The following is a 19,954-nucleotide window of genomic DNA, read 5'->3' as shown; positions in this document are numbered from 1 at the left end:
TTGGACTAACTGAAAAAGCGATTCAAATCCTAATAGTAAGGGTTTGAATCGCTTTTATTAGTAAGGAGAGGAACAAACATGATGGTACTCATCATCCTTACTTATTTCTTTATAAAGAATAATATAGATGAAAAAAGGAAAGAAATAGGTGTAAATTTGAGGAGTTGATCGGGATGGAATTTTATAAAGACATAGTCATTTACTGTTATAGTTGTCGTAAAAAGACTGTGTTTACATGTAAAGATACACATGAAAAAAAGGGTGTCGATAGTCACTGTAGTGAATGTACAGGTATTTGGTTTGAATGGCAAAATCGAGCTGTCGAGAGAGAAATGGAGAAGTGGATTGCCTATAATAAAGACTTAGTAAATAATATAAACCACTGATCTATATTTTTACACAAGAGTTAAGTTGAATACACCTAAAAAGCGTATTATCAAGTAAGTACGATGAGGCGTTGAAAGTGCCATTTTCTTTTAAGGGAGTGGTTCTTTTTCTTTTGTATAGACAAAAGCTCTAGCTAGAATGAACAAAATTACTATTCCTTTATCTCGTTTGATTAAGAGACGTGAATAATTGAATCTAAACCATGATTTTCCCGTATACATATTATTAGGATAATCAGGAGGGCATCATGGACGTTTATAAAAAGATTGCAATTATTGGGGGAACAGGTAAAGCGGGGCGTTACATTGCTTCTAAAGCATTAGAGAAAGGATATCACGTACGTATGCTTGTTAGAAACCCAGAAAAGTTAGTTTTCAGAGACAGTAGGATTGAGGTAATAGAAGGAAATGTACAAAATATCGAGGATCTTCAAAAGCTATTAAAAGATTGTCAAATCGTTATCAATACTTTTGGTCAACCAATGAAAGAAAAACCAATTTATAGTAAAGTAACGGAAAATATATTGGGAGTCATGTCTGATTTACATATGGATCGTTATATTGGGGTAACGGGTGGATCTCTAACCATTGCTGGAGATACAAAGAGTATTATAAATAGAATAGGTGCAAAGATATTTGCAATTATTTATTCAAAAATGATGATGGATAAGAAAAAAGAATGGCATCTACTTAGCCATAATCAAGTAATCAAATGGACACTAATTAGACTTCCATTTATAGTAGAGGGAAATGAAGTAGGATTCATAAAGGAAAATCTTAGAGATATGCCAGGTACAAAGATAACAAATCGGGATATAGCTACATTCATCATTAACCAAATAGAAAATCAAAAGTATGTACAAAAATCACCATTTATCTCTAATTAATCTACTTTAAAGGAGAATGCCACTTATAGAGGGATAGGGTCAGCGCCTCAACTAAATGACTTTATCCCTTTTGAATGCTCCACAAAATTTTCCCTTGCCTCAATCGTATTGGTTCAAAAACTCAAATGATTTCCTTTTGAGTAGCTTTTAATTAAAACCTTCTCCAATAAACCTTCCAACCCCTCTCAACAACCAATAAATGATTCTAAATGGGAGGAAAAGCAATTCTGGTATCCAACCAAGTACGTCAAGAAATAAGTCAATTAAAGAATATTGATCATTACGTCTCTTCTCTCTTCTTCTTGTGTTTTTCCTTTCTTGCAACCACTTCTTCACATTACTCGACCCCTTTTACAAAAAAAGTGCTGGCTTTCTTAAATAAGTTTACGATTCATGGCTTTAGTTGGTTTCATTTTTAAAAAATTTTATGATGTAAAAGCAGATATGGGGCGTAACTGGGAGTAAAAATGTTGGCTTATTATATTTCTTTAACGATGTGTATTACAGAAAATGTGGGAAATGAGAAATATAAAATTGAACAAGGCAAAGGGTATACAGATTTAAAAAGGGCCACTAGACTGGGAGTGACCCTTTTTGCTATGATGTATCGACATTATTATTCGCTCCCAATAATGAAGATCATCCCTTTTACATGTTTTTCAATAAATATTAATATTCTTTTTGGACGAAAGCTGCTCCGACAATAATGAGAAGAATGAATAGCACAACGATTAAAACGAATGTTGAACTATTATTTTTACCGCCATAGTCCATACCACAACTCATGTTATAACCCCCGCTATAGTCGTTACCATAGCCTCCATAACAACAATTGAAATTACCCATATTTCCAAAGTATCCCATCAAGATCTCTCCTTTCTTTCAGTTTATTGTATGAATGCCGTTGAAAGAGAAAAGGGTATTCGTCTAATGAATCGTATTTACGTAATTTTAAAAGGGATCTTGGGTGAAGGATGCGTATCACTAAACACTTGATATGAATGAAACTAAAGGTTAGTTGTCAATCCACTCCATCATTATTGTCAATTTTTTGATGAATGATGGTGGAACAGGTTTGAAACAGTAAGTCTATGTTAATCCGTTTCTATTTTTAACTACAATCTGTTGTGGAAAGGAATCATTTATTTTTTTATTAAATAATGTGAGAGTTTTTTTTCATTCGCTCGTTATTACTTGTAGAGAAGAAAGGAGGTTTTCTAACTTCGTGTATTCATTAATTAATCAGCTACAAAAAAAGGAAGAACAAGCTTTAAGAGAAGTGATTAACAAATATGGAGGTTATGTTAAAGCCATAGTAGTGAAAGTGTTACAGCCCAATCAAACAGCTATTGAAGAATGTATCAACGATGTATTTCTAACCATTTGGCAAAAGAGTATTCAATTTACTGGCGATGAGATTGATTTTAAAAAATGGATTGGTGTTATCGCAAAATATAAAGCGATTGATACATATAGAAGTCTTCAAAATAAGCCTAAAACAGTCGAGTTACTTTCATCAATTTCAAATAGCAAGGATCTTCCAGAGAGAATTGTAGAACAAAGAGTACAAAAAGAGCAACTGTTTATCAGTATTTTAAATTTAAGTAAAAACGATCAGGAAATTTTTCTATTGAAATACTACTTAGGATATTCCAACGGAGAAATCGCAGAGATATTTGGTCTATCTAAATCAGCTGTTGAAAATCGTTTATATCGAGGTAAGTTAAAGTTAACAGAAGAGCTGGGAGGTATCTAAATGAACGAAAAGGATTTTATCGGAATAGATGTTGAAGAGATTGAACCAGTTGAATTATCTGATTGGGAAAAGTTTAATATTGAAAAAAGTGTTTTACGGTCATCTTCAAACAAGAAGTATGTATTTAAAAAATGGAAATGGGTTAGTATAGTCGCCATGCTCACATTCATTTTTACTAGTAGTAGCATTTGGCTACCTGTAGTGGCTAATCGAGTACCAATTGTACAGCAACTATTAAATAGCAATGATAATCCCCAATTACAAGTATTTAGTGATCATGCATCAATCATCAATCAAAAAGACGAAAGTAACGGAACCTCCATTGAAGTAGCTGAAGCTTTTTTCGATGGAACTGTTGTATCGGTTAGTTATGAAATGAAACATGAAGAATCGATAGATGATCCTCCTCTATTTTGGAAGGGTGATTTAGAAGTCAACGGAAACAAGTTAGACGTACTTAGTCATCAAATCATTAAAAAGAATGATGCTACTTGGATTGGTATGTTTACGGCGAGAATTTCAGACAAAGTAATTGATGAAACGATAAATGTACATTGGCGTCCCAAAGATTTTATAGGTATGAAAAATACGACTCTAGTAGAAGGAGATTGGGACTTTCAATTAGAACTTACACCAACCCAAGCCTATTCAAGAAAAGTAAATATACCATTTGGTAATGATCAATACCAGCTATTTTATAATCAAATAACAGAGGGAAAATATATAACCACTCTTTATTTTGAGGGAAATCTTGACTGGGAGACAGAATTTTTAATGGTAGACATAGAAGATAATCTTGGAAATGTATATGAAAAAGTAGGAGCAACAACTATTAAAAGCGGTTCTGGGCGAGTAAATGGTTATGTTGAGGTTTTTATACCTGATTCTGATATTCGAACGCTAATCATTACACCAACTATAAGAATTGTTGACGAAAAAACATTAGAGCGGAAAGAGCTTGTTCCGCTCCCAAGTATTAATATTTCTCTAAAATGATATGGTCTGTTCCTACAACTTCTTTCCAAAGGCTGAAGGAATCAATTCATTGATGTAGTTTCAATGAATTATACAGGTTAGCATCTTTACCATTAGCTCATCTCACGCAGTATTCAATCAAGATAAGGCTATTAATTGTATATCTTTTAAGCTATTAAATTTTAATTCTTCCTTTTAGTACCAATAATCATAAAGCCTAATAATAAATATAGAAGACTGGCCGAAATGGAGCTATACAACAGGAATGTAATAGAAGTTGGTGCCCATACGTTAATAAATGTCCAATTTAAGCCGCCAAGTACTGTGTTAGGTGTGATAAATATTGCTGTCAGCATTGTCGCCACAAGTATAGTATGGGCAGATAATAACAATATTTTTTTGTAATTTAGCTTTGCCATACTACGTTGTTTTTTATAGAGGTTGCGTATATTCTGAACGAATAGATAACAGAAAATAATGCTGATTGCGATGATGATAGCACAGATGATTGTCACAATTTTATCTAGCTTTTGATAGCTGCTGATATGTTGCATGTCAATCGTTTTGCCCTCCCATAAATCCATGACACCTTGTCCAATCGCTGTTGTAGAGCTTGTATTCATATTGGCTAAAATAGCCACGCCAATTTGTTCGTCAGGTTGCATAATGAAATATGAGGAAAAGGTTGGATTCTCACCAGCATGGTAGATATATGACTTTGTGTCCTTTTTCACAACGGCCCAACCGTTTGCATAGTAAGTATTCGTATCAAAAGGCTCCACTGTTAGATCTGGAGTATGGGATTCTTGAATTAAATTGTTACTGATTGAGTAGATATCACTGTTTCCTAACTGTAATTTTAACCATCTGGCTATATCATTAGCGTTACTGATCAGATAACCAGCAGGGATATTGCCACGATAGATAGGTGGTATGTATCGCTGCTCTCTCATTAGACCTATTTTATAGCCAGAAGCCATATGTTTGGAATGTACTTGGTGAATCCCTACAAAAGATTGATTCATACCAACAGGTTGTAAAATTTTCTGTTGAATATACTGATCGAATGGCTGTTTTGCCACTTGTTCAATGACGAGTCCTAAGACATCATAGTTGATGGTTGCATATTCAAAAGAACTACCTGGTTGACGATTTAGAGATTGATCCAGCAGTGTTTTAACTGTTAATTCAAGGGCATTATCAGCTGTGCTTTCTGGGATTCGAGTAATGGAATTTGAGGGAATTCCGCTAGTATGAGACATTAGCTGCTGTATTGTCACAGCCTGATTTTCGCCTTTATAGGTTAATGATAACCAAGGGATATACTTTCGGACATCATCTGATCGTTTTAACAAACCTTGCTTTTCTAATTGTAAAATAGCGAGGCCTGTAAATGCTTTAGACGTCGAGCCTAGCTCAAAAAGGGTATTAGAGGTAACAGGCGTTTTTGTTTTTGTATCTGCAAAGCCAAAGCCCCTTTGATAGACGGTTTTCCCTTTATCAACAATAATTACTGAAATTCCTGGGATTTTACTAATGGTTTGCTGCTCCTCAATAAACTGATCAATTTTACTAATTGTATCATTTGATGCTGCGTGTCCAAATTCGGGTGTGAAAGTAAAAAATACTAACATTACCATCAACATCACCGTTTTCTTCGTTAATAATGTCATGTTGTTTTTCTCCTTAGATCGTAATGTGCTTGTGACCATGATTTACTGTAACAAGAAAAATAAGGGTAAACCATCGATTAACATGACTATTTCAGGGATAACATGACAAAATTGTCACTTCAAAAAGGGCCACTCCTAAAACCAATAGGAGGGCCCTTGAAATTTTATTTAGTTTGTTCTGGCTCTGGAATAAAATCTTGGCCGTTAAATGTTAATTTAGATGCTGAGATGAGAATTTCTCTATTCGCTTCGTAGTAAGGATCTAAAATTTTGTAGAAGGCTTCCCATTGCTCGCCTGCTTTATCATCTTCACCCTTTTGTTCAAGGGCAACTGCTTCTTCATAGTGTTGTTTTAATTTTGCGTAATCCGCATTACTAATGCTGAATTCGATATCTGTCATATATTCCTCGAAGGGAACAGGTTTAAAGTGTGGGCGAAGTATTTCATAGAATTGATCCCATTTCTTCATGGCCAACTCTTCGTCTTTATCTTTTTCAGCTTTTTGTGCCTCTTCATAGAGCGTTTTAAGTTTTGCAAGTTCCTCTTTTGTTACATCTACGTTCATATCTGCCATGTACTCTTCAAAAGTTAATGGTGGATATAATTCTTGGTAATAAGGTTCAAGAATTGTAAAAATTTTATCAATGTTTTCTGATGCCTCATCCGTTTTATTTTCTTTTACATACTTAATCCAGTTACTATAAAGTGTTTTCAGCTGTTCTTTATCTTGCGCTTTGATAACGATATTTTTCTCAGCGAATGCAGCTTCATTGATAAACTCTTCAAATGGCTCAGGCTGCCAATTTGCTAATTCATAAGGTCTTGTGATGTTATCCATCGCCTCATAGATTCGTTCCATTTCCTCATAATTCTCTTCTTTTTCAGCCTTTTTCATGTCAGAAAAAAGTTTTTCTAGTTGGACTAATTCTTCTTTTGTTACTTCTTTAGGTAAGCTTTTTTTATACACGTCAAAGGTATAGAAATCTGAGTAATCTTTCACAATACTACCCTCAACTAAAATTTCCTGCCCCTCCGCTAGCTTTAATTGCTCGATTTGCTTATCAGAGAAATTGTGCAAACCAATGTAATAGTTCTTTCCATCTGTTCCTTTAAGGGTAATGCTGCCGCCATCAAAATATTTAATGGTACCTGTTATTTTTTGTTCTATTTGAATTGTTACACTATTTGTTGTTTCAACAGCTGTTGCACCAGCTTGAAGCGGTGTTAAAACAGCCATCCCAAGTGTTAATGCTGAAGCTAATAGCCATGTTTTTTTAGCAGGTTTTTTCATATTTATCAATTCTCCTTTGGGTTAACTTCTGTTACCAATTATTAGACGCTTTACCAATTGAAAAAGTTTTAACTTTTTGAAAAAAATTTCAAGAAATTAAAGAGTGGAGGATTCATGATAAGGACTCACTGTTTTAGTATCTGAAGTCTTTGGAAAATAGCCATTATTGCAGCTTATACTATTTTAAGCTCTTTTCTCCTAATTGAAGATTTTAGGAGAGACGCTGTCATTCTAATGTTTAATCTCGTAAGATAGCTTGCAGACGCATCCGTTTAATCCAAGCTCTTCTACTGCTCATCCTGAAAATAGATTTTATAGAATTTGCGATTTGTTGCCTCATCATAGCCAACTTCAATTAATTCATCTATTTGGTCGATATGTTGAATATTTACTTGGATTTCAATATTGGAATCCAGTTTGATTTTACGTTTGTATTTCTTTTCAGCCTTTTCTAGCGCACTATCAGAAATGACAGTCTCATAGGGTTTGACCGAATTAATGATGATATCTTTTTGAGTAGTGTCCGCTTGCTCAAAAACAGTTTCAATATAATGATTTACCTGAAATTCCTCTTCATTTCTAAAGTAATCCAGTGTTTTATTCAAGAGCCCAAGTTTTTCTGTGCTTGTATAATTTTCTTCCTTTAAAATGAATTTTTTGCATTCTGTTAATGCTAAATTGGTTTTATAATAATGCTCATCCGCTGCCTTAATTTTTAAAAATCGTTCTTGCCAATAAACAATATCTTCCTTACGTTTTGTTTTAATATAAACAGCAGGAGATTGATCCTGTCCCATATCAACAATAATAGCCATATTATTAATTTTCTTAACGTTAATGCCATCCACGCCGTTCACGATCATTTGATTGTGTTCATTTTTCACATCTAAAAACATTTCTTTTTCATCAATTTTGACAATAGCGATAATCTTTTTTGCCTCATTTAATAGTAAACAATTTTCAAAGAGGCCAATAAACAGTTCTCCGCTTTTAATGTTAGGATGCTGTGACACACTATGTAAGTGCTTGGCAATATTTTGTGAATGTTCTAGGAAGTTACTTCCCTGTTCGAAAATAGCTCTCGAATACGTAAAAACTTCATTGAGTGTAATAGTGCTTTCATGGAAAAATTCATATTGCTGTTCCAAATCAATTTTACTAAAAGCGAGCTGTGTAAAGGCTGCTTCTAACATGACCTCAGGTTGTGTAAAAACTTCTTCTCCTAAAATAAGCGTCTCACTCAAAAAATGCAGACTATATTGTGCTAATTTACTTTCACTGACTTCTAGCATAAATTTCACCTTCTAATTTTTCATAGTAGCTAGTATACCATAAGCTAAAGATTGCTTTTATAAGTACCAGTACTCATTTGAGGCTGGTTTTTTATGATCACCGAATGTTAGTGTCTTGTTATGAAAGAATGTTGAGGATTGGAAGTTTAAAATACTGCTGCTTAGATAAAGATAAAAACATGTAGAGATACTCTGTACAAGTGTACTAAAGAGGGTGATCAATATGTGGGAAAAGGTGATTTCCTACATGCCACATTGGCAAGTTTTTTTACAAGGCTTTTTAGCATTTTTTATTCCATATTTAATTTATAAATTGTTTCATGTTTTTTTATTTATTAATAAGAGCAATGGCAAAATTGAGATGAAAGAAAAAAGTGAACAAGGTGAGAGGGTACACATCCCTGTTCAAAAAACGTTAGAGCAATTTACAGGGGATTATAATAAAGATCTTTTACAAATGAGGAAAGAACTTGGCCATAATTGGGATATTCATTTTAGAGAATTTCAAATAGGAAATACGGATAATCGTGCAGCAATCGTTTTTCTTAAGGGATTATGCGATAAAGAATTAATTGACAAACATATTTTGAAATCATTAATGAATGGACATACAGGAAAGTCGTCTGTTTTAAGAGGTCATGAACTACAACAATCAATTAGAAATGAAATCCTACCAGTGAGCGATCTGCTAGAGGAATCGAAAGTCATGAAAGCTGTTGGCAAAGTATTAACTGGTTCCACTGTATTAATTGTGGATGGCATACAGAATGTATTTATCATTGGCACGGCACATGGCAAAACTCGAAATCTTGAGGAGCCTGTTTCTGAAGCAATGGTACGTGGACCAAGGGTGGGCTTCACAGAAAAATTAAGTGTGAATACCTCTTTATTAAGGCAGCATGGTGAGAATCGAAATTTATCGATTATTGAGATGGAAGTAGGCGAACGTACGAAAAAAGAGTTGGTTTTAGCCTATATAGATGAAATTGTGCAGCCTAATCTCGTCAAAGAGGTGAAGGAACGAATTGAAACAATCCATTTGGATGATGTTGCTGAATCGGGATATATTGAGCAATTGATGGAGGATAATTACCTCAGTCCATTTTCGCAAGTGCAGAGTACCGAACGTCCTGATCGGGTTATTGCTGCGTTACTAGAGGGACGAGTCGCAATTCTTTTAGATGGAACGCCCTTTGTATTAATTGTGCCAGTCACGTTTAATATGCTACTGCAATCACCAGAAGATTACTATGAACGTTGGTTGTCGAGCTCTCTTATTCGCTTGCTTCGCTATTTTGCTGCAGGCATCTCTTTATTTGGCCCATCCCTGTACATTGCTTTTGTATCTTTTCATCAAGGTTTAATTCCCACTAAACTAGCGCTGTCCATGATGGCAACAAGGCAGGGAGTACCGTTCCCAGCTTTGATTGAAGCCCTCATTATGGAAGTCGCTATTGAGATATTACGAGAAGCAGGACTTCGTCTACCGAAGCCGATTGGTCCGACAATGGGGATCGTTGGGGGGCTTGTTATTGGAGAAGCCGCCGTACAGGCAGGAATTGTTAGTCCAATCATGGTCATTGTGGTTGCATTAACAGCAATTTCCTCTTTTGCTATCCCTCAATATAATGCTGGTATCACGCTAAGAATGTTACGTTTTGTCGCGATGTTTTCCGCAGCTTTATTTGGACTATATGGCATCATTCTATTTTTCTTATTCCTTTGCAGTCATTTAGTAAAGCTAAAGAGCTTCGGTGTATCATATTTGAGCCCAACTATTCCGTATCGAGCAGGTGATTGGAAAGATTTTATGGTACGAATGCCGTTAAAGATGATGAAGCATCGTCCTAAATTGTTAAAGCCAAAAGATTCGGTCCGCAAAGGGGAATAAGAGAAAGGGAGCAAAACAGCCATGAACAGCAGTATGAAAGATAAAATAACGACGTCACAAGCAGTTGTTATTATTATTAACTATATTCTTGCCACTGGGATTCTTACTTTACCTCGTGCATCTGTTGAAAAAGTAAAAACGCCAGATGTTTGGATTAGTGTATTTTTAGGTGGTGTCGTTGCAATGATTGCAGGTGTAATCATTGTGAAGCTAAGCCAACAATACCCTGACAAAACATTTTATCAATATAATCAAGATATCATAGGGAAGTGGTTAGGCTGGTTTATAAGTGCGTGTGTAATTGCCTACTTTTTTACCATTTCTGCCTTTGAAGTTCGCATCATGGCTGAAGTAACCTCTCTCTTCTTATTAGAAGGGACCCCCACTTGGGCGATTATTTTGCCCTTTTTATGGGTTGGGCTTTACTTAATAAGCGGTGGCATCAATACAATCGCACGCTTATTTGAAATCATTTTTCCTATTACCTTTGTTATTTTTTTACTTGTGGCTTTTTTAAGCTTAGGGATTTTTGAAATTGATAATTTGAGACCAGTACTCGGTCTGGGCGTTGTTCCGATGTTAAAGGGAATAAAAACAGCGACCCTGGCATTTTTAGGGCCTGAAATTATGCTACTACTTGTGGCATTTATGTACCCATCTGATAAATCAAAAGCCGTAAAGGTTGTACTGGCGGGTATAGCCATACCTTTGCTCTTTTATGTCATCACAGTTGTGATGGTCATTGGTGCTCTATCTATTGAAGGTGTTATGACAAGGACTTGGCCAACGATTGAATTAATGCGAAGTTTTGAAATCCCTGGTTTAATTTTTGAACGCTTTGAGTCATTTCTTCTTGTAATTTGGATTATGCAAATCTTTGCTACCTTTACGATTACTTATTATGCCGCCACTTTAGGCTTAGCCCATCTGTTTAAGAAAAATATGCATCCTTTCTTATATGGATTACTGCCAATTATCTACATTATTGCGATGACACCTAAAAATATTAATGATCTTTTTACATTTGGCGATAAGATTGGTCATGCTGCATTAATTTTATTTGGTTTAGTACCGATAACCTTACTCCTTATTTCGAAATTGAAAGGAAAGAAAGCATGAAGCGAATACATTGTTGTGTACATTTACTTCTAGTTGCGACGGTAACCTTACTTCTTACTGGATGTTGGAGTAGTAAAGAGATTGAGGATTTAGGCCTTATTGTAGGTACATCATTGGATTTAGAAACGGGTGATGTTTCCTCTGAAGAGCAACAAGATGCTAGGTATGCAAACAGACTGCTGCTAACAATTACTAATCAATTTGTTACGTCAGAGACAACGGTTTCTGGAGCAAAAGAGGGAGCATTGCCAGAAAAAGCGTATAAAAATGTTTCTGAGACAGGTGATGCGGTGTTACCAACTTTACGAAATATGCTATTAAAGGTTGATAAACGTTCCTTTGCTGAACATTCCAAAGTAATTATTATTGGTGAGGAATTAGCTAGTACTATGAATCTCCAGCAAACGTTGGATTTTTTTCTAAGAGAATTAGAAATACGGCCGAGTGGACTGCTCTTTATTGCTCAGGATCAGGCAAGTCAGGCACTGGAAACAAATGAACCAACTAAAATTCCTGCCTTTCAATTAGTAGAAATGATGGAGGGACATGAAAGGACGACTAAAATTTTGCCTCCGATGACCGTAGCCAAACTAGAGGGGAAGCTTTATTCAGACTCTAGCTTTTTATTGCAAAATGTGAGTACGGAAAATGGAGAAGTAAAATTTGCAGGCGCTGCTATCATTGAAGGAAAAACCAAAAAGCTACGAGGATTTTTAAATGAGAGTGACTTAGAAGGAATTGCATGGATGTCTGGCGATGCGAAAGGTGGACTTGTCAAAGGCTTTGATGAGGAGTCAGGAGCACCCATTGTGTATGAAATTATTTCAGCTAAAAGTAAAATTATTCCACATGTAAAAGGCGATCAAATCTCCTTTACGATAAAAATTCAATCAGAGGGAAGAATTGCTGAACATTGGGTTCTCTCCGATAAAGCATTTGACAATCAATTTTTGAAAAAAGCAGAGAAAGTATTTGAAAAAGAGATAGAACGATTAGTGAGGAAAGCACTAGATAAAACGCAACATGAATTTCAAACAGATGTTTCTGGGTTTGGTAATAAACTAAGAATCGATTACCCGAAAGTATGGCAAAAAAGAAAAAAAGAATGGGATCAAACGTTTAGTGAGGTTCCTATTACATGTGAAGTGAATGTTTCCATTAAGGATTATGGCACGTCAGGTGATTAACATCGTTAATCATCTTTTTTTCTGTCCATTTAGTCTATACTGGAATGAAAGGACATATAGTAGATATTCGAAAAGATGGGGGATAAAAGACATGCAATATACTATTCAATCAATCGCTACCGTTCGTAACAATCGGCAAATGATAAAATATGATCATTGGGGAGAGATTATTTCAACTATTGAACTTGCTGATCATATCCAAGAGGCGTCCTTAAAAGGAATAGAAGATTTTTCTCATCTAGAAATTATTTTTTATTTTGATAAGGTTACAGACGATCAAATTCAATATGAGTCAAGACATCCGAGAAATAATCATGATTATCCTGAGGTCGGCATTTTTGCACAAAGAGGTAAGAATAGACCTAATAAATTAGGAAGTACAATTGTTGCATTGTTAGAGGTCAAATCGAGAGGATTAATCGTTAAAGGGCTAGACGCCATAGATGGCACACCTATACTAGATATAAAGCCTGTAATGAAAGAATTTTTACCTAAAGAGGATGTTAAACAGCCAGCGTGGTCAATAGATTTAATGAAGGCCTACTGGGGGTAAGAAAGTTGTTAAAGCGAAGAAAATTGTGGATTTCTAAAAAAGGGGAGTAGCGTGCTCCCCTAAGACAGGTTTTAGATAGCGATTATTTTGAAACCTATAATAGGGAGAATGTTTTATTGGTTGATGTTAAAGAATCACCTATTCAAAAAATAACAGGAGAAGGTATTCAAACGGCGGATAACCATTTTGATTTAGAAATCATCATTTTTGCGACAGGCTATGATGGCATGACAGGGCCATTGTTTAAGATTGATATCCGAGGAAGGAAGGGCGTGTCATTAAAAGAGAAATGGAAGGATGGGGCAGCTGTTTAAATCTATCTTGGACTCACAGCAGCAGGTTTTCCTAATTTATTTATGATTACGGGACCAGAAAGCCCTTCTGTCCTTGTCAACATGCCGATTGCTATTGAGCAGCATGTCGAATGGATTGCCGAGTGCATCCAATTACTTGCATGAGCATGACATTAACCTTGTGGAACCAACTATAGAAGCAGAGGAAGCTTGGAGCATACATTGTCGAGAGGTTGCTAATGCAACACTCTACGTCAAAGGTGATTCTTGGTATACGGGGCCAATATTGAGGGCAAACCTCGAAGTTTTTTAATCTATCTAGGAGGATTTGATTATTACACAAAACATTGTAATGAGGTGGTTCAAAACAATTATGAAGGCTTTAAGTTAATGAAATTAAAATACTATCATAGTTTGTGAGAGGGGAGCATATATCAATATGGGGCAACAAGTAGTCATTATTACAGGTGCTGGAAGTGGTATTGGAAGAGAGACTGCAAAATTGCTTGCCACTAAGGGAAATGCATTAGTTTTAGTGGATTTTGATGAAAAAAGTGGACAAGACACACTACATGCTGTTAAGGAGCATCACCAACAAGCAATTTTTGTCCAAGCAGATGTTTCACAAAGCCATGATGTCAAAAAATATGTGGACGCTGCAAAAGAAACATTTGGCAGGATTGATGCTTTTATCAATAATGCAGGTGTATTAAGCCCACCAACACTACTGGGGGATTTAGAAGAGAAGACGTTTGATAGAGTAATCTCAGTCAATCTTAAAGGGGCATTTCTCGGCTTAAATTATTAAAAGAAATGGAGCAACAGCAATCAGGTGTCATTGTGAATACATCCTCAGCAGCCGGTATACAGGGACAGCCCTATCTAGGTGGCTATGCGGCAAGTAAGCAAGGTGTAATTGGATTAACTAAAACGGCAGCCATGGAATATGGACCTAAAGGTATTCGAGTGAATGCAATTTGTCCTGGTGGCGTGAGGACAAACATGACAAAAGGATTGGCATCGAGTCCAGAAGAAAATGGACCATTACGTAGATTGGCAGACCCAACTGAAATCGCAAATGTAATCGCTTTCTTAATTTCGCAGGAAGCTTCTTATGTGAATGGCGCTGTCGTCACAATTGATGGCGGTTTAACATCGTAAAACATTTAAATAAGAGAGGAAGGATTTTAATGGAACATCGTATTGATTCAGAACTAAAAGAAACGTTAGCAATTTTTCCCTCATTAGATTTGGATAATGTACAAGCTACAAGAGAAGGAATGGCAGCCGTTGCTGTACCCACTCCAATAGAAGAGCACATTATAGTAGAAAATAAAGTCATTCAAGGGCCTGATGATAATCATTCTCTTCGTCTTCGTATTTATAAGTCAAAAGAGCAAAAGGAAATATACCCAGGCCTGCTATGGATTCATGGTGGTGGCTATGTCTTGGGAGCACCAGAGGGAGATGATGTGCTTTGTCAGCGCTTTGTCAATGAAGCGAATTGTGTTGTGGTATCTGTAGACTATCGGCTTGCACCTGAACATCCTTATCCTGCTCCTCTTGAAGATTGCTATGCAGCGTTAAAATGGGTAGCAGATCATGCGAGTGAATTAGGGATAGATCCTACCCGTTTAGGGATTGCTGGAGCAAGCGCTGGTGGTGGACTCACAGCTGCACTTGCATTACTTACGCGTGATCGAAATTATCCGAAGCTTAGTTTCCAAATGCCGCTCTATCCAATGATTGATGATCGCAATAATACCCCATCTTCATTAGAAATTACGGGACATATGATCTGGAACCACTCACTCAATCAAAAGGGATGGGAAATGTATTTGAATGGCGAAAATGGTAGCGACAATGTATCACCATATGCCGCAGCAGCTAGAGCGGATGATTTATCAGGTTTACCATTTACTTATACATGTGTTGGTCAACTTGATCCGTTTCGTGATGAGACTTTGCAATATGTAACCAAGCTATGTCAGGCTGGAGTAGATGTTGAATTCCACTTATACCCAGGCTGCTATCATGGTTTTGAGAGTATTGTTCCTACAGCTGCAGTCAGTCAAAGAGCTGTCAAAGAGTATGTAGAAGCTGCTAAATATGTGTTACATCGAAATATTTCAGTGCCTTTATAAAAAATTTACGAAAATCTCGAAACCATAATTTACTCAGGTTTCGGGATTTTTTTGTTAAACAAAATGATCTTTTAGCTAGTTTGTAATAGCGTCTTTTAGGTTAAACTTTTATCGAGTGAAAGGAGGAGAATGTAAAATGTTACAATTTGAATCAAAAATTGTTGGAAAAGAGATAGGGTTTGGCTATTTACGAGATAAAATTGCCGATCGGGGTTTCACGATTGGCGGGAATTGGGAGTACTATAAAGGTAGCTTTGACTCGGTATTATGGAAAGAGGCAGGAGAAACTATTTATTTACGTGTCCCTTTTATCGTCACATCAGGAGAGCTTGATAATGAAGATGCTCAAATTCGTTTTCAAAAGCCATTTGTCATTAAGCATGTTGAGAATATTGGTCTAGATTATGATGAGGGCTCCTTACTAGATGCAACTGGTGTTAGCCAATTTCAAACCCCGCTTGATAAAGATGGATACATTCATGATAAAAGTAGATGGATTCAAGCAGGTGAACAAGCTGTGGAAGAAAAAGTACTTCCATTTTTCATTCATTAGCTAGATAAATTTAAATGGCTGCTGCAAGAAATTATATGTCTTTTCTCCTTGTTATTTTGGGAACATGTAATCAAAAATACAAATAGAATTGTCGTAAGAATTTTCCAACATTATAATGGTATTAGCATGTACTACTATATGAGGTGAGTTTATGGATAAAATAGCTATAGATGATTTTCAGCATTCCTATCAGAAATTGCACCAAGAACGACTCATCCATCGTAAAGAAGCCTTTCTAGAGGTGTTAGAAAAAACAAGAACATTTGGTGAAATAATCCTGCTTGAAAGTATAAAAAGTAAGAGAGGCGTCTAGGTGGCGTCTCTTTCTATTTTTCACAAAAGAGAGGATGATTAATCATGGGACGTTACATGCCTTTATTACTGCTAACAATGATTCTATGTGTTGCTTGTACGTCAACGAAGAATAATACCAATAAAAGGTTAGAGAGTGAGGGAAATCACGCGATAGATGGTATGAATTCCTCTGTTGAAATACTAGCAGATCAATTGCAGACACCTTGGTCGATTCAAAAAATTGGAGATGTCTTTTATATAGCAGAAAGGCCAGGCAGTATTGTAAAAATTGCGGAAGGGAGCGTTGATAGGCAGCAGATTATCCTGAAAAAGGAGCTATCAACTGCGCCAGAAGCGGGTATGTTGGGATTTGTATTAGCACCTAATTTTCCTACCAGTCAAGTTGCCTATGCGTATTATACGTATGTCGAGGAAGAGGAACAATTTAATCGTATTGTTACGTTAACGTTTAGCGATAATAAATGGATCGAACAGGATCTTATTATGGATCGAATAAAGAGTGGTACATATCATCATGGTGGACGATTGAAAATAGGTCCTGACGGAAAGCTGTATGCAACGGTAGGAGATGCAACACAACCTTCTTTAGCACAGGACGTGAAGGCTTTAGAAGGAAAAATTTTGCGCATCAATTTGGATGGCTCCATACCGAATGATAACCCTTTTCCTCAATCCTATATATACAGCTATGGACACCGAAATCCACAAGGCTTAACATGGTCTACTGATGGTACGATGTATGCCAGTGAACATGGCAATGCAGCAAATGACGAAATTAATATCATTGAGAAGGGGAAGAATTATGGCTGGCCTCTTATTGAAGGAATGGAGAAAGAGCAGGGGATGATAACACCTCTTTTTACATCCGGTGCTTCTACCACATGGGCTCCATCAGGCATTGCTATTGTAAATGATCAATTATATGTCGCTGCCCTAAGAGGTACAGCAGTCCTAGCTTTTGATATAAATAAGAACATACACAATGAATTACTATCAGAATTTGGTAGAATTCGTGATGTCTTTGTGGATGAAAAGTTTCTTTATTTTATTAGCAATAATACAGATGGTCGTGGAAATCTACAACCTCAGGATGATAAACTATATCGAACGCCATTGTGATATAATATTTGAGAAAACATGGAATGGTAGGAAGAATGGGGAGGACAAACATGGCAAACTATCTTAAGATCGCAGTAGCAATTGATTTCTCAGAACAATCATTAAAAGCATTGGATAGAGCTAGTCAATTAGCAAAGGAACACAATGCTATTTTGCAATTGGTGAATGTCATTGATACAAAATCGTTTGGAGCAGTTTCAGCATATGACTTAAAATATGCCGAGCAATTGAAGAAGGAAAACATTCTTAAAATGGAAAAGCTAGAAAAAGAGGCGTTACAGACAGGAGTCAAAGAGGTTGAATCCATTGTAGAAACAGGTTCACCAAAAGGTATTTTAACACAATTACCTCAGGTTGATTTAATTGTTTGTGGTGCAACTGGGTTAAATCGTATGGAAAAAATGATGTTAGGCTCTGTGGCAGAGAAAGTCGTACGTCATGCGCTTTGTGATGTGTTGATTGTTCGTTAGTGGTTAAATAGTTTAGAGTAAAAGAACCTGCTTGTGCTAGTCGACAAGCAGGTTCTTTTATTATTGGATTGTTTGAGCGTTATCAATAATGCTTTGAGGTATATCAATTGTTTTTAGATGATTAAATTCCGTATACGTAACGACTGATTTTGTATTCATTAACAATTCGTCACCTTCTACGGCCATTTTTAAGTCAAAATTCATATCCATTTTGTTCGTATCGAAAGTCTCTTTATCGATGTGTAGCACGTAGTTAATTTTTTCAATTGATAGTTGATCCATTGGGTTTTCTTCTAGACCCATTTCTTGGATAGACTTATTAATCTCAGAATCGATTAGCTCTTTGAATTTATCGCCTTTTGCATCTAATGTAAGGACATATTCATCATCCGTTTGTTCAAATGTAAAGTCCTTAATGAATTTTTTCAATTGTTCTAGCTGTTCCTTCGCATCAGCAGAAGCCGCCGTTTGATCTAATATGGCATCAAAGTTCTCATCAGGGAGCTTTAACCAGCTGTCTGTTGTCGAATCCTTCATAAATAAGCCTGCATCTTTTTTCATATACATTTCAATTGGCATGTCCATTGTTTCTTCACTTTCATTCATCATATCAGGCATTGTCATAGATCCTGATAAATGCATTGCAAGTGGATCAACGATGATATCCATCTCCATTTTGGAGTCGATTGAAAACTCCATTGCTTCTTCACCAGACCCAACCTTTGTCACCTGTGTCATATCCATTTTAGCACTTGCACTTTGAATATCAGCCTGGCGATCTACTGCCTTGTCATACACTTGTTCTAAAGTGAGTTTGCTTTTATTAGTTGTGTCTTTCGTAGGCGTAGCGCTTGAATTACAAGCGGCAAGTGTCAACGCTAGTGTTCCGACTGCTAATACTTTAAAAATTTTCTTCATTACTTTCATCTCCTATTCTTGGTAAAAAACACTATCTACTACTATACGCACTAGAAAAGGAAAAGTTTCATAAATTGTTAGAAAAGAACTATTTTTTTATTAAAAAAATAACATTATTCCTACTTTTGTAAGTGGTAAACGTGATAATTACCAAATGAATAGGGATAAAACAAAAAAGCTGTCACGAACTTATCATACAAGGACGATAAGTTCAGACAGCCTTTTGCTTACACCGTAGTGTAATGGATCAATTATAACCCCAGATCATAGCAAATAATGTACCAATGATTGTCACAACACCTACGAATACTGAGTATAAAATGGTTGTATATAACGTTTTTTTATCTTCAGATTCACCGATATGCATGAATAATACTAATTGTACAGTTGCCTGTGCAAGAGCCGTTACTAGTAAAATTCCAAATGCCATATTAAGAGACATATCAAATTTAACAACGGCTAAAGCTACGATTGTTAGTAATAGTGAGAAGCCGAAGCCCATCACATGTTGTTTTGGGAATAATTCCTTCATCAGCTAATCAGTCCTTTCAAGTAGACGAAGCTGAAGATGAAAATCCAAACAACGTCTAGGAAATGCCAGTACAGTGAGAAGATAAACGCTTTATTAGCCGTTTGTGGGTTTAAGCCACGTTTTGCTACTTGGATTAAAATAGCTACGCCCCAGAAGAAACCGAATGTTACGTGGGCACCGTGCGTTCCAAGTAAAGTCATTAAGGACGATAAGAATGCGCTTGTTTGGATCGTCGCACCTTCGTGTACATATGTGACAAATTCATCAATTTCAATGGCTAAGAAGCCAAGGCCTAGTAGTAGAGTGATGATAAAGAATGTCATCATCGCTTTTTTACGACCGATACGCATTGCATGAACACCAAGACCAATTGTGAAACTACTTGTTAATAATAAGAATGTTTCCCATAGAACAGGAGTTAACTCAAAGATTTCAGCACCATTCGGGCCACTACCTGTCCGTGTGTGAAGTGTGAAATACACAGTAAACAATGTGGCAAATAACACGATCTCGGCGCCAAGGAAAATCCAGAAACCAAAGATTTTTAGGCGATTTTCCTCTGTACTATATTCTAATGGAAGTGAAGAATCGATTTTCAT

22 protein-coding genes and 1 pseudogene are annotated in these 19,954 nt (G+C 36.1%); 15 read left to right on the top strand and 8 right to left on the bottom strand.

All coding sequences use genetic code 11. The features are described 5' to 3' along the window. The first annotated feature begins 173 nt into the window (after positions 1-173). Positions 174-386, top strand: a complete 213-nt coding sequence (locus RCJ95_RS02440; RefSeq protein ID WP_112118074.1) for a hypothetical protein — start codon at positions 174-176, stop codon at positions 384-386. A gap of 248 nt (positions 387-634) precedes the next feature. Then, positions 635-1,273, top strand: a complete 639-nt coding sequence (locus RCJ95_RS02435) for an NAD(P)H-binding protein (RefSeq protein WP_312128302.1) — start codon at positions 635-637, stop codon at positions 1,271-1,273. A 147-nt stretch (positions 1,274-1,420) separates the two neighbouring features. Here the strand turns inward: RCJ95_RS02435 and RCJ95_RS02430 are convergent, their stop codons facing one another. Then, the gene (locus RCJ95_RS02430; protein WP_221680916.1) at positions 1,421-1,609 is read right to left on the bottom strand and encodes a hypothetical protein; all 189 of its coding nucleotides are present in this window, start codon (positions 1,607-1,609) and stop codon (positions 1,421-1,423) included. Between the two features lie 333 nt (positions 1,610-1,942). After that, positions 1,943-2,137 carry a YjcZ family sporulation protein gene (locus RCJ95_RS02425; RefSeq protein ID WP_004226543.1) on the bottom strand — a complete coding sequence of 65 codons (195 nt, stop codon included), beginning with the start codon at positions 2,135-2,137 and terminating at the stop codon, positions 1,943-1,945. Positions 2,138-2,498: 361 nt separating this feature from the next. Between RCJ95_RS02425 and RCJ95_RS02420 the strand changes: the two genes are divergently transcribed. Together RCJ95_RS02420 and RCJ95_RS02415 are read left to right on the top strand one after the other, a co-directional pair. Then, a complete protein-coding gene (locus RCJ95_RS02420; protein WP_221680915.1) occupies positions 2,499-3,029 on the top strand; it encodes a sigma-70 family RNA polymerase sigma factor in 531 nt (176 codons plus the stop codon). Further along, entirely contained in the window at positions 3,030-4,025 is a 996-nt protein-coding gene (locus RCJ95_RS02415; protein WP_446721849.1) for a DUF4179 domain-containing protein, read from the top strand. A gap of 161 nt (positions 4,026-4,186) precedes the next feature. Here the strand turns inward: RCJ95_RS02415 and RCJ95_RS02410 are convergent, their stop codons facing one another. From RCJ95_RS02410 to RCJ95_RS02400, 3 genes are all read right to left on the bottom strand, one after another. After that, positions 4,187-5,677: a serine hydrolase domain-containing protein gene (locus RCJ95_RS02410; RefSeq protein ID WP_446721848.1), complete on the bottom strand. Its 1,491-nt coding sequence runs from the start codon at positions 5,675-5,677 to the stop codon at positions 4,187-4,189. 164 nt (positions 5,678-5,841) lie between these two features. Then, entirely contained in the window at positions 5,842-6,969 is a 1,128-nt protein-coding gene (locus RCJ95_RS02405; protein ID WP_312128310.1) for a hypothetical protein, read from the bottom strand. A gap of 287 nt (positions 6,970-7,256) precedes the next feature. Beyond that, entirely contained in the window at positions 7,257-8,261 is a 1,005-nt protein-coding gene (locus tag RCJ95_RS02400; protein ID WP_221680911.1) for a nucleoid-associated protein, read from the bottom strand. A gap of 223 nt (positions 8,262-8,484) precedes the next feature. Here RCJ95_RS02400 and RCJ95_RS02395 point away from each other — a divergent pair, with 223 nt between their 5' ends. The 11 genes and pseudogenes from RCJ95_RS02395 to RCJ95_RS02345 all read left to right on the top strand — a co-directional run bounded on the left by RCJ95_RS02395 (position 8,485) and on the right by RCJ95_RS02345 (position 17,905). Beyond that, positions 8,485-10,152, top strand: coding sequence for a spore germination protein (locus RCJ95_RS02395; protein WP_257520282.1), 1,668 nt, complete (start codon positions 8,485-8,487; stop codon positions 10,150-10,152). A 21-nt stretch (positions 10,153-10,173) separates the two neighbouring features. Beyond that, positions 10,174-11,271 carry a spore germination protein gene (locus RCJ95_RS02390; RefSeq protein ID WP_221680909.1) on the top strand — a complete coding sequence of 366 codons (1,098 nt, stop codon included), beginning with the start codon at positions 10,174-10,176 and terminating at the stop codon, positions 11,269-11,271. Continuing rightward, a complete protein-coding gene (locus RCJ95_RS02385) occupies positions 11,268-12,458 on the top strand; it encodes a Ger(x)C family spore germination protein (protein ID WP_257520281.1) in 1,191 nt (396 codons plus the stop codon). Before RCJ95_RS02390 ends, RCJ95_RS02385 begins: the two co-directional genes overlap by 4 nt. Positions 12,459-12,549: 91 nt before the next feature. Then, the gene (locus tag RCJ95_RS02380; protein WP_446721847.1) at positions 12,550-13,011 is read left to right on the top strand and encodes an SAM-dependent methyltransferase; all 462 of its coding nucleotides are present in this window, start codon (positions 12,550-12,552) and stop codon (positions 13,009-13,011) included. 116 nt (positions 13,012-13,127) lie between these two features. Beyond that, entirely contained in the window at positions 13,128-13,325 is a 198-nt protein-coding gene (locus RCJ95_RS02375; protein ID WP_257520279.1) for a hypothetical protein, read from the top strand. 412 nt (positions 13,326-13,737) lie between these two features. Next, positions 13,738-14,465, top strand: a pseudogene (locus RCJ95_RS02370) (SDR family NAD(P)-dependent oxidoreductase). A gap of 29 nt (positions 14,466-14,494) precedes the next feature. Beyond that, a complete protein-coding gene (locus tag RCJ95_RS02365) occupies positions 14,495-15,448 on the top strand; it encodes an alpha/beta hydrolase (protein ID WP_221680905.1) in 954 nt (317 codons plus the stop codon). A gap of 136 nt (positions 15,449-15,584) precedes the next feature. Then, the gene (locus RCJ95_RS02360; protein ID WP_202341304.1) at positions 15,585-16,001 is read left to right on the top strand and encodes a YugN family protein; all 417 of its coding nucleotides are present in this window, start codon (positions 15,585-15,587) and stop codon (positions 15,999-16,001) included. A gap of 151 nt (positions 16,002-16,152) precedes the next feature. After that, entirely contained in the window at positions 16,153-16,314 is a 162-nt protein-coding gene (locus RCJ95_RS02355; RefSeq protein WP_004226572.1) for a hypothetical protein, read from the top strand. Between the two features lie 44 nt (positions 16,315-16,358). Then, positions 16,359-17,435, top strand: coding sequence for a PQQ-dependent sugar dehydrogenase (locus RCJ95_RS02350; protein ID WP_446721846.1), 1,077 nt, complete (start codon positions 16,359-16,361; stop codon positions 17,433-17,435). 50 nt (positions 17,436-17,485) lie between these two features. Continuing rightward, positions 17,486-17,905 (top strand): universal stress protein, encoded by a 420-nt coding sequence (locus tag RCJ95_RS02345; RefSeq protein WP_221680903.1) that lies wholly within the window; start codon positions 17,486-17,488, stop codon positions 17,903-17,905. A 60-nt stretch (positions 17,906-17,965) separates the two neighbouring features. On the opposite strand, the gene RCJ95_RS02340 is transcribed toward RCJ95_RS02345, so the two are convergent. From RCJ95_RS02340 to qoxC, 3 genes are all read right to left on the bottom strand, one after another. Then, complete coding sequence (locus tag RCJ95_RS02340; RefSeq protein WP_255601140.1) at positions 17,966-18,823, bottom strand: DUF6612 family protein; 858 nt, start codon at positions 18,821-18,823, stop codon at positions 17,966-17,968. 247 nt (positions 18,824-19,070) lie between these two features. After that, the gene (qoxD, locus tag RCJ95_RS02335; RefSeq protein WP_004226585.1) at positions 19,071-19,355 is read right to left on the bottom strand and encodes a cytochrome aa3 quinol oxidase subunit IV; all 285 of its coding nucleotides are present in this window, start codon (positions 19,353-19,355) and stop codon (positions 19,071-19,073) included. Next, positions 19,355-19,954 carry a cytochrome aa3 quinol oxidase subunit III gene (gene qoxC, locus RCJ95_RS02330; RefSeq protein ID WP_004226587.1) on the bottom strand — a complete coding sequence of 200 codons (600 nt, stop codon included), beginning with the start codon at positions 19,952-19,954 and terminating at the stop codon, positions 19,355-19,357. The genes qoxD and qoxC overlap by 1 nt, the downstream gene beginning before the upstream one ends.

The organism is Lysinibacillus sp. BSL11 (assembly GCF_052928325.1).
The sequence above is the reverse complement of the archived record's forward strand: the minus strand, read 5'-3'. Positions and strand labels throughout refer to the sequence as shown.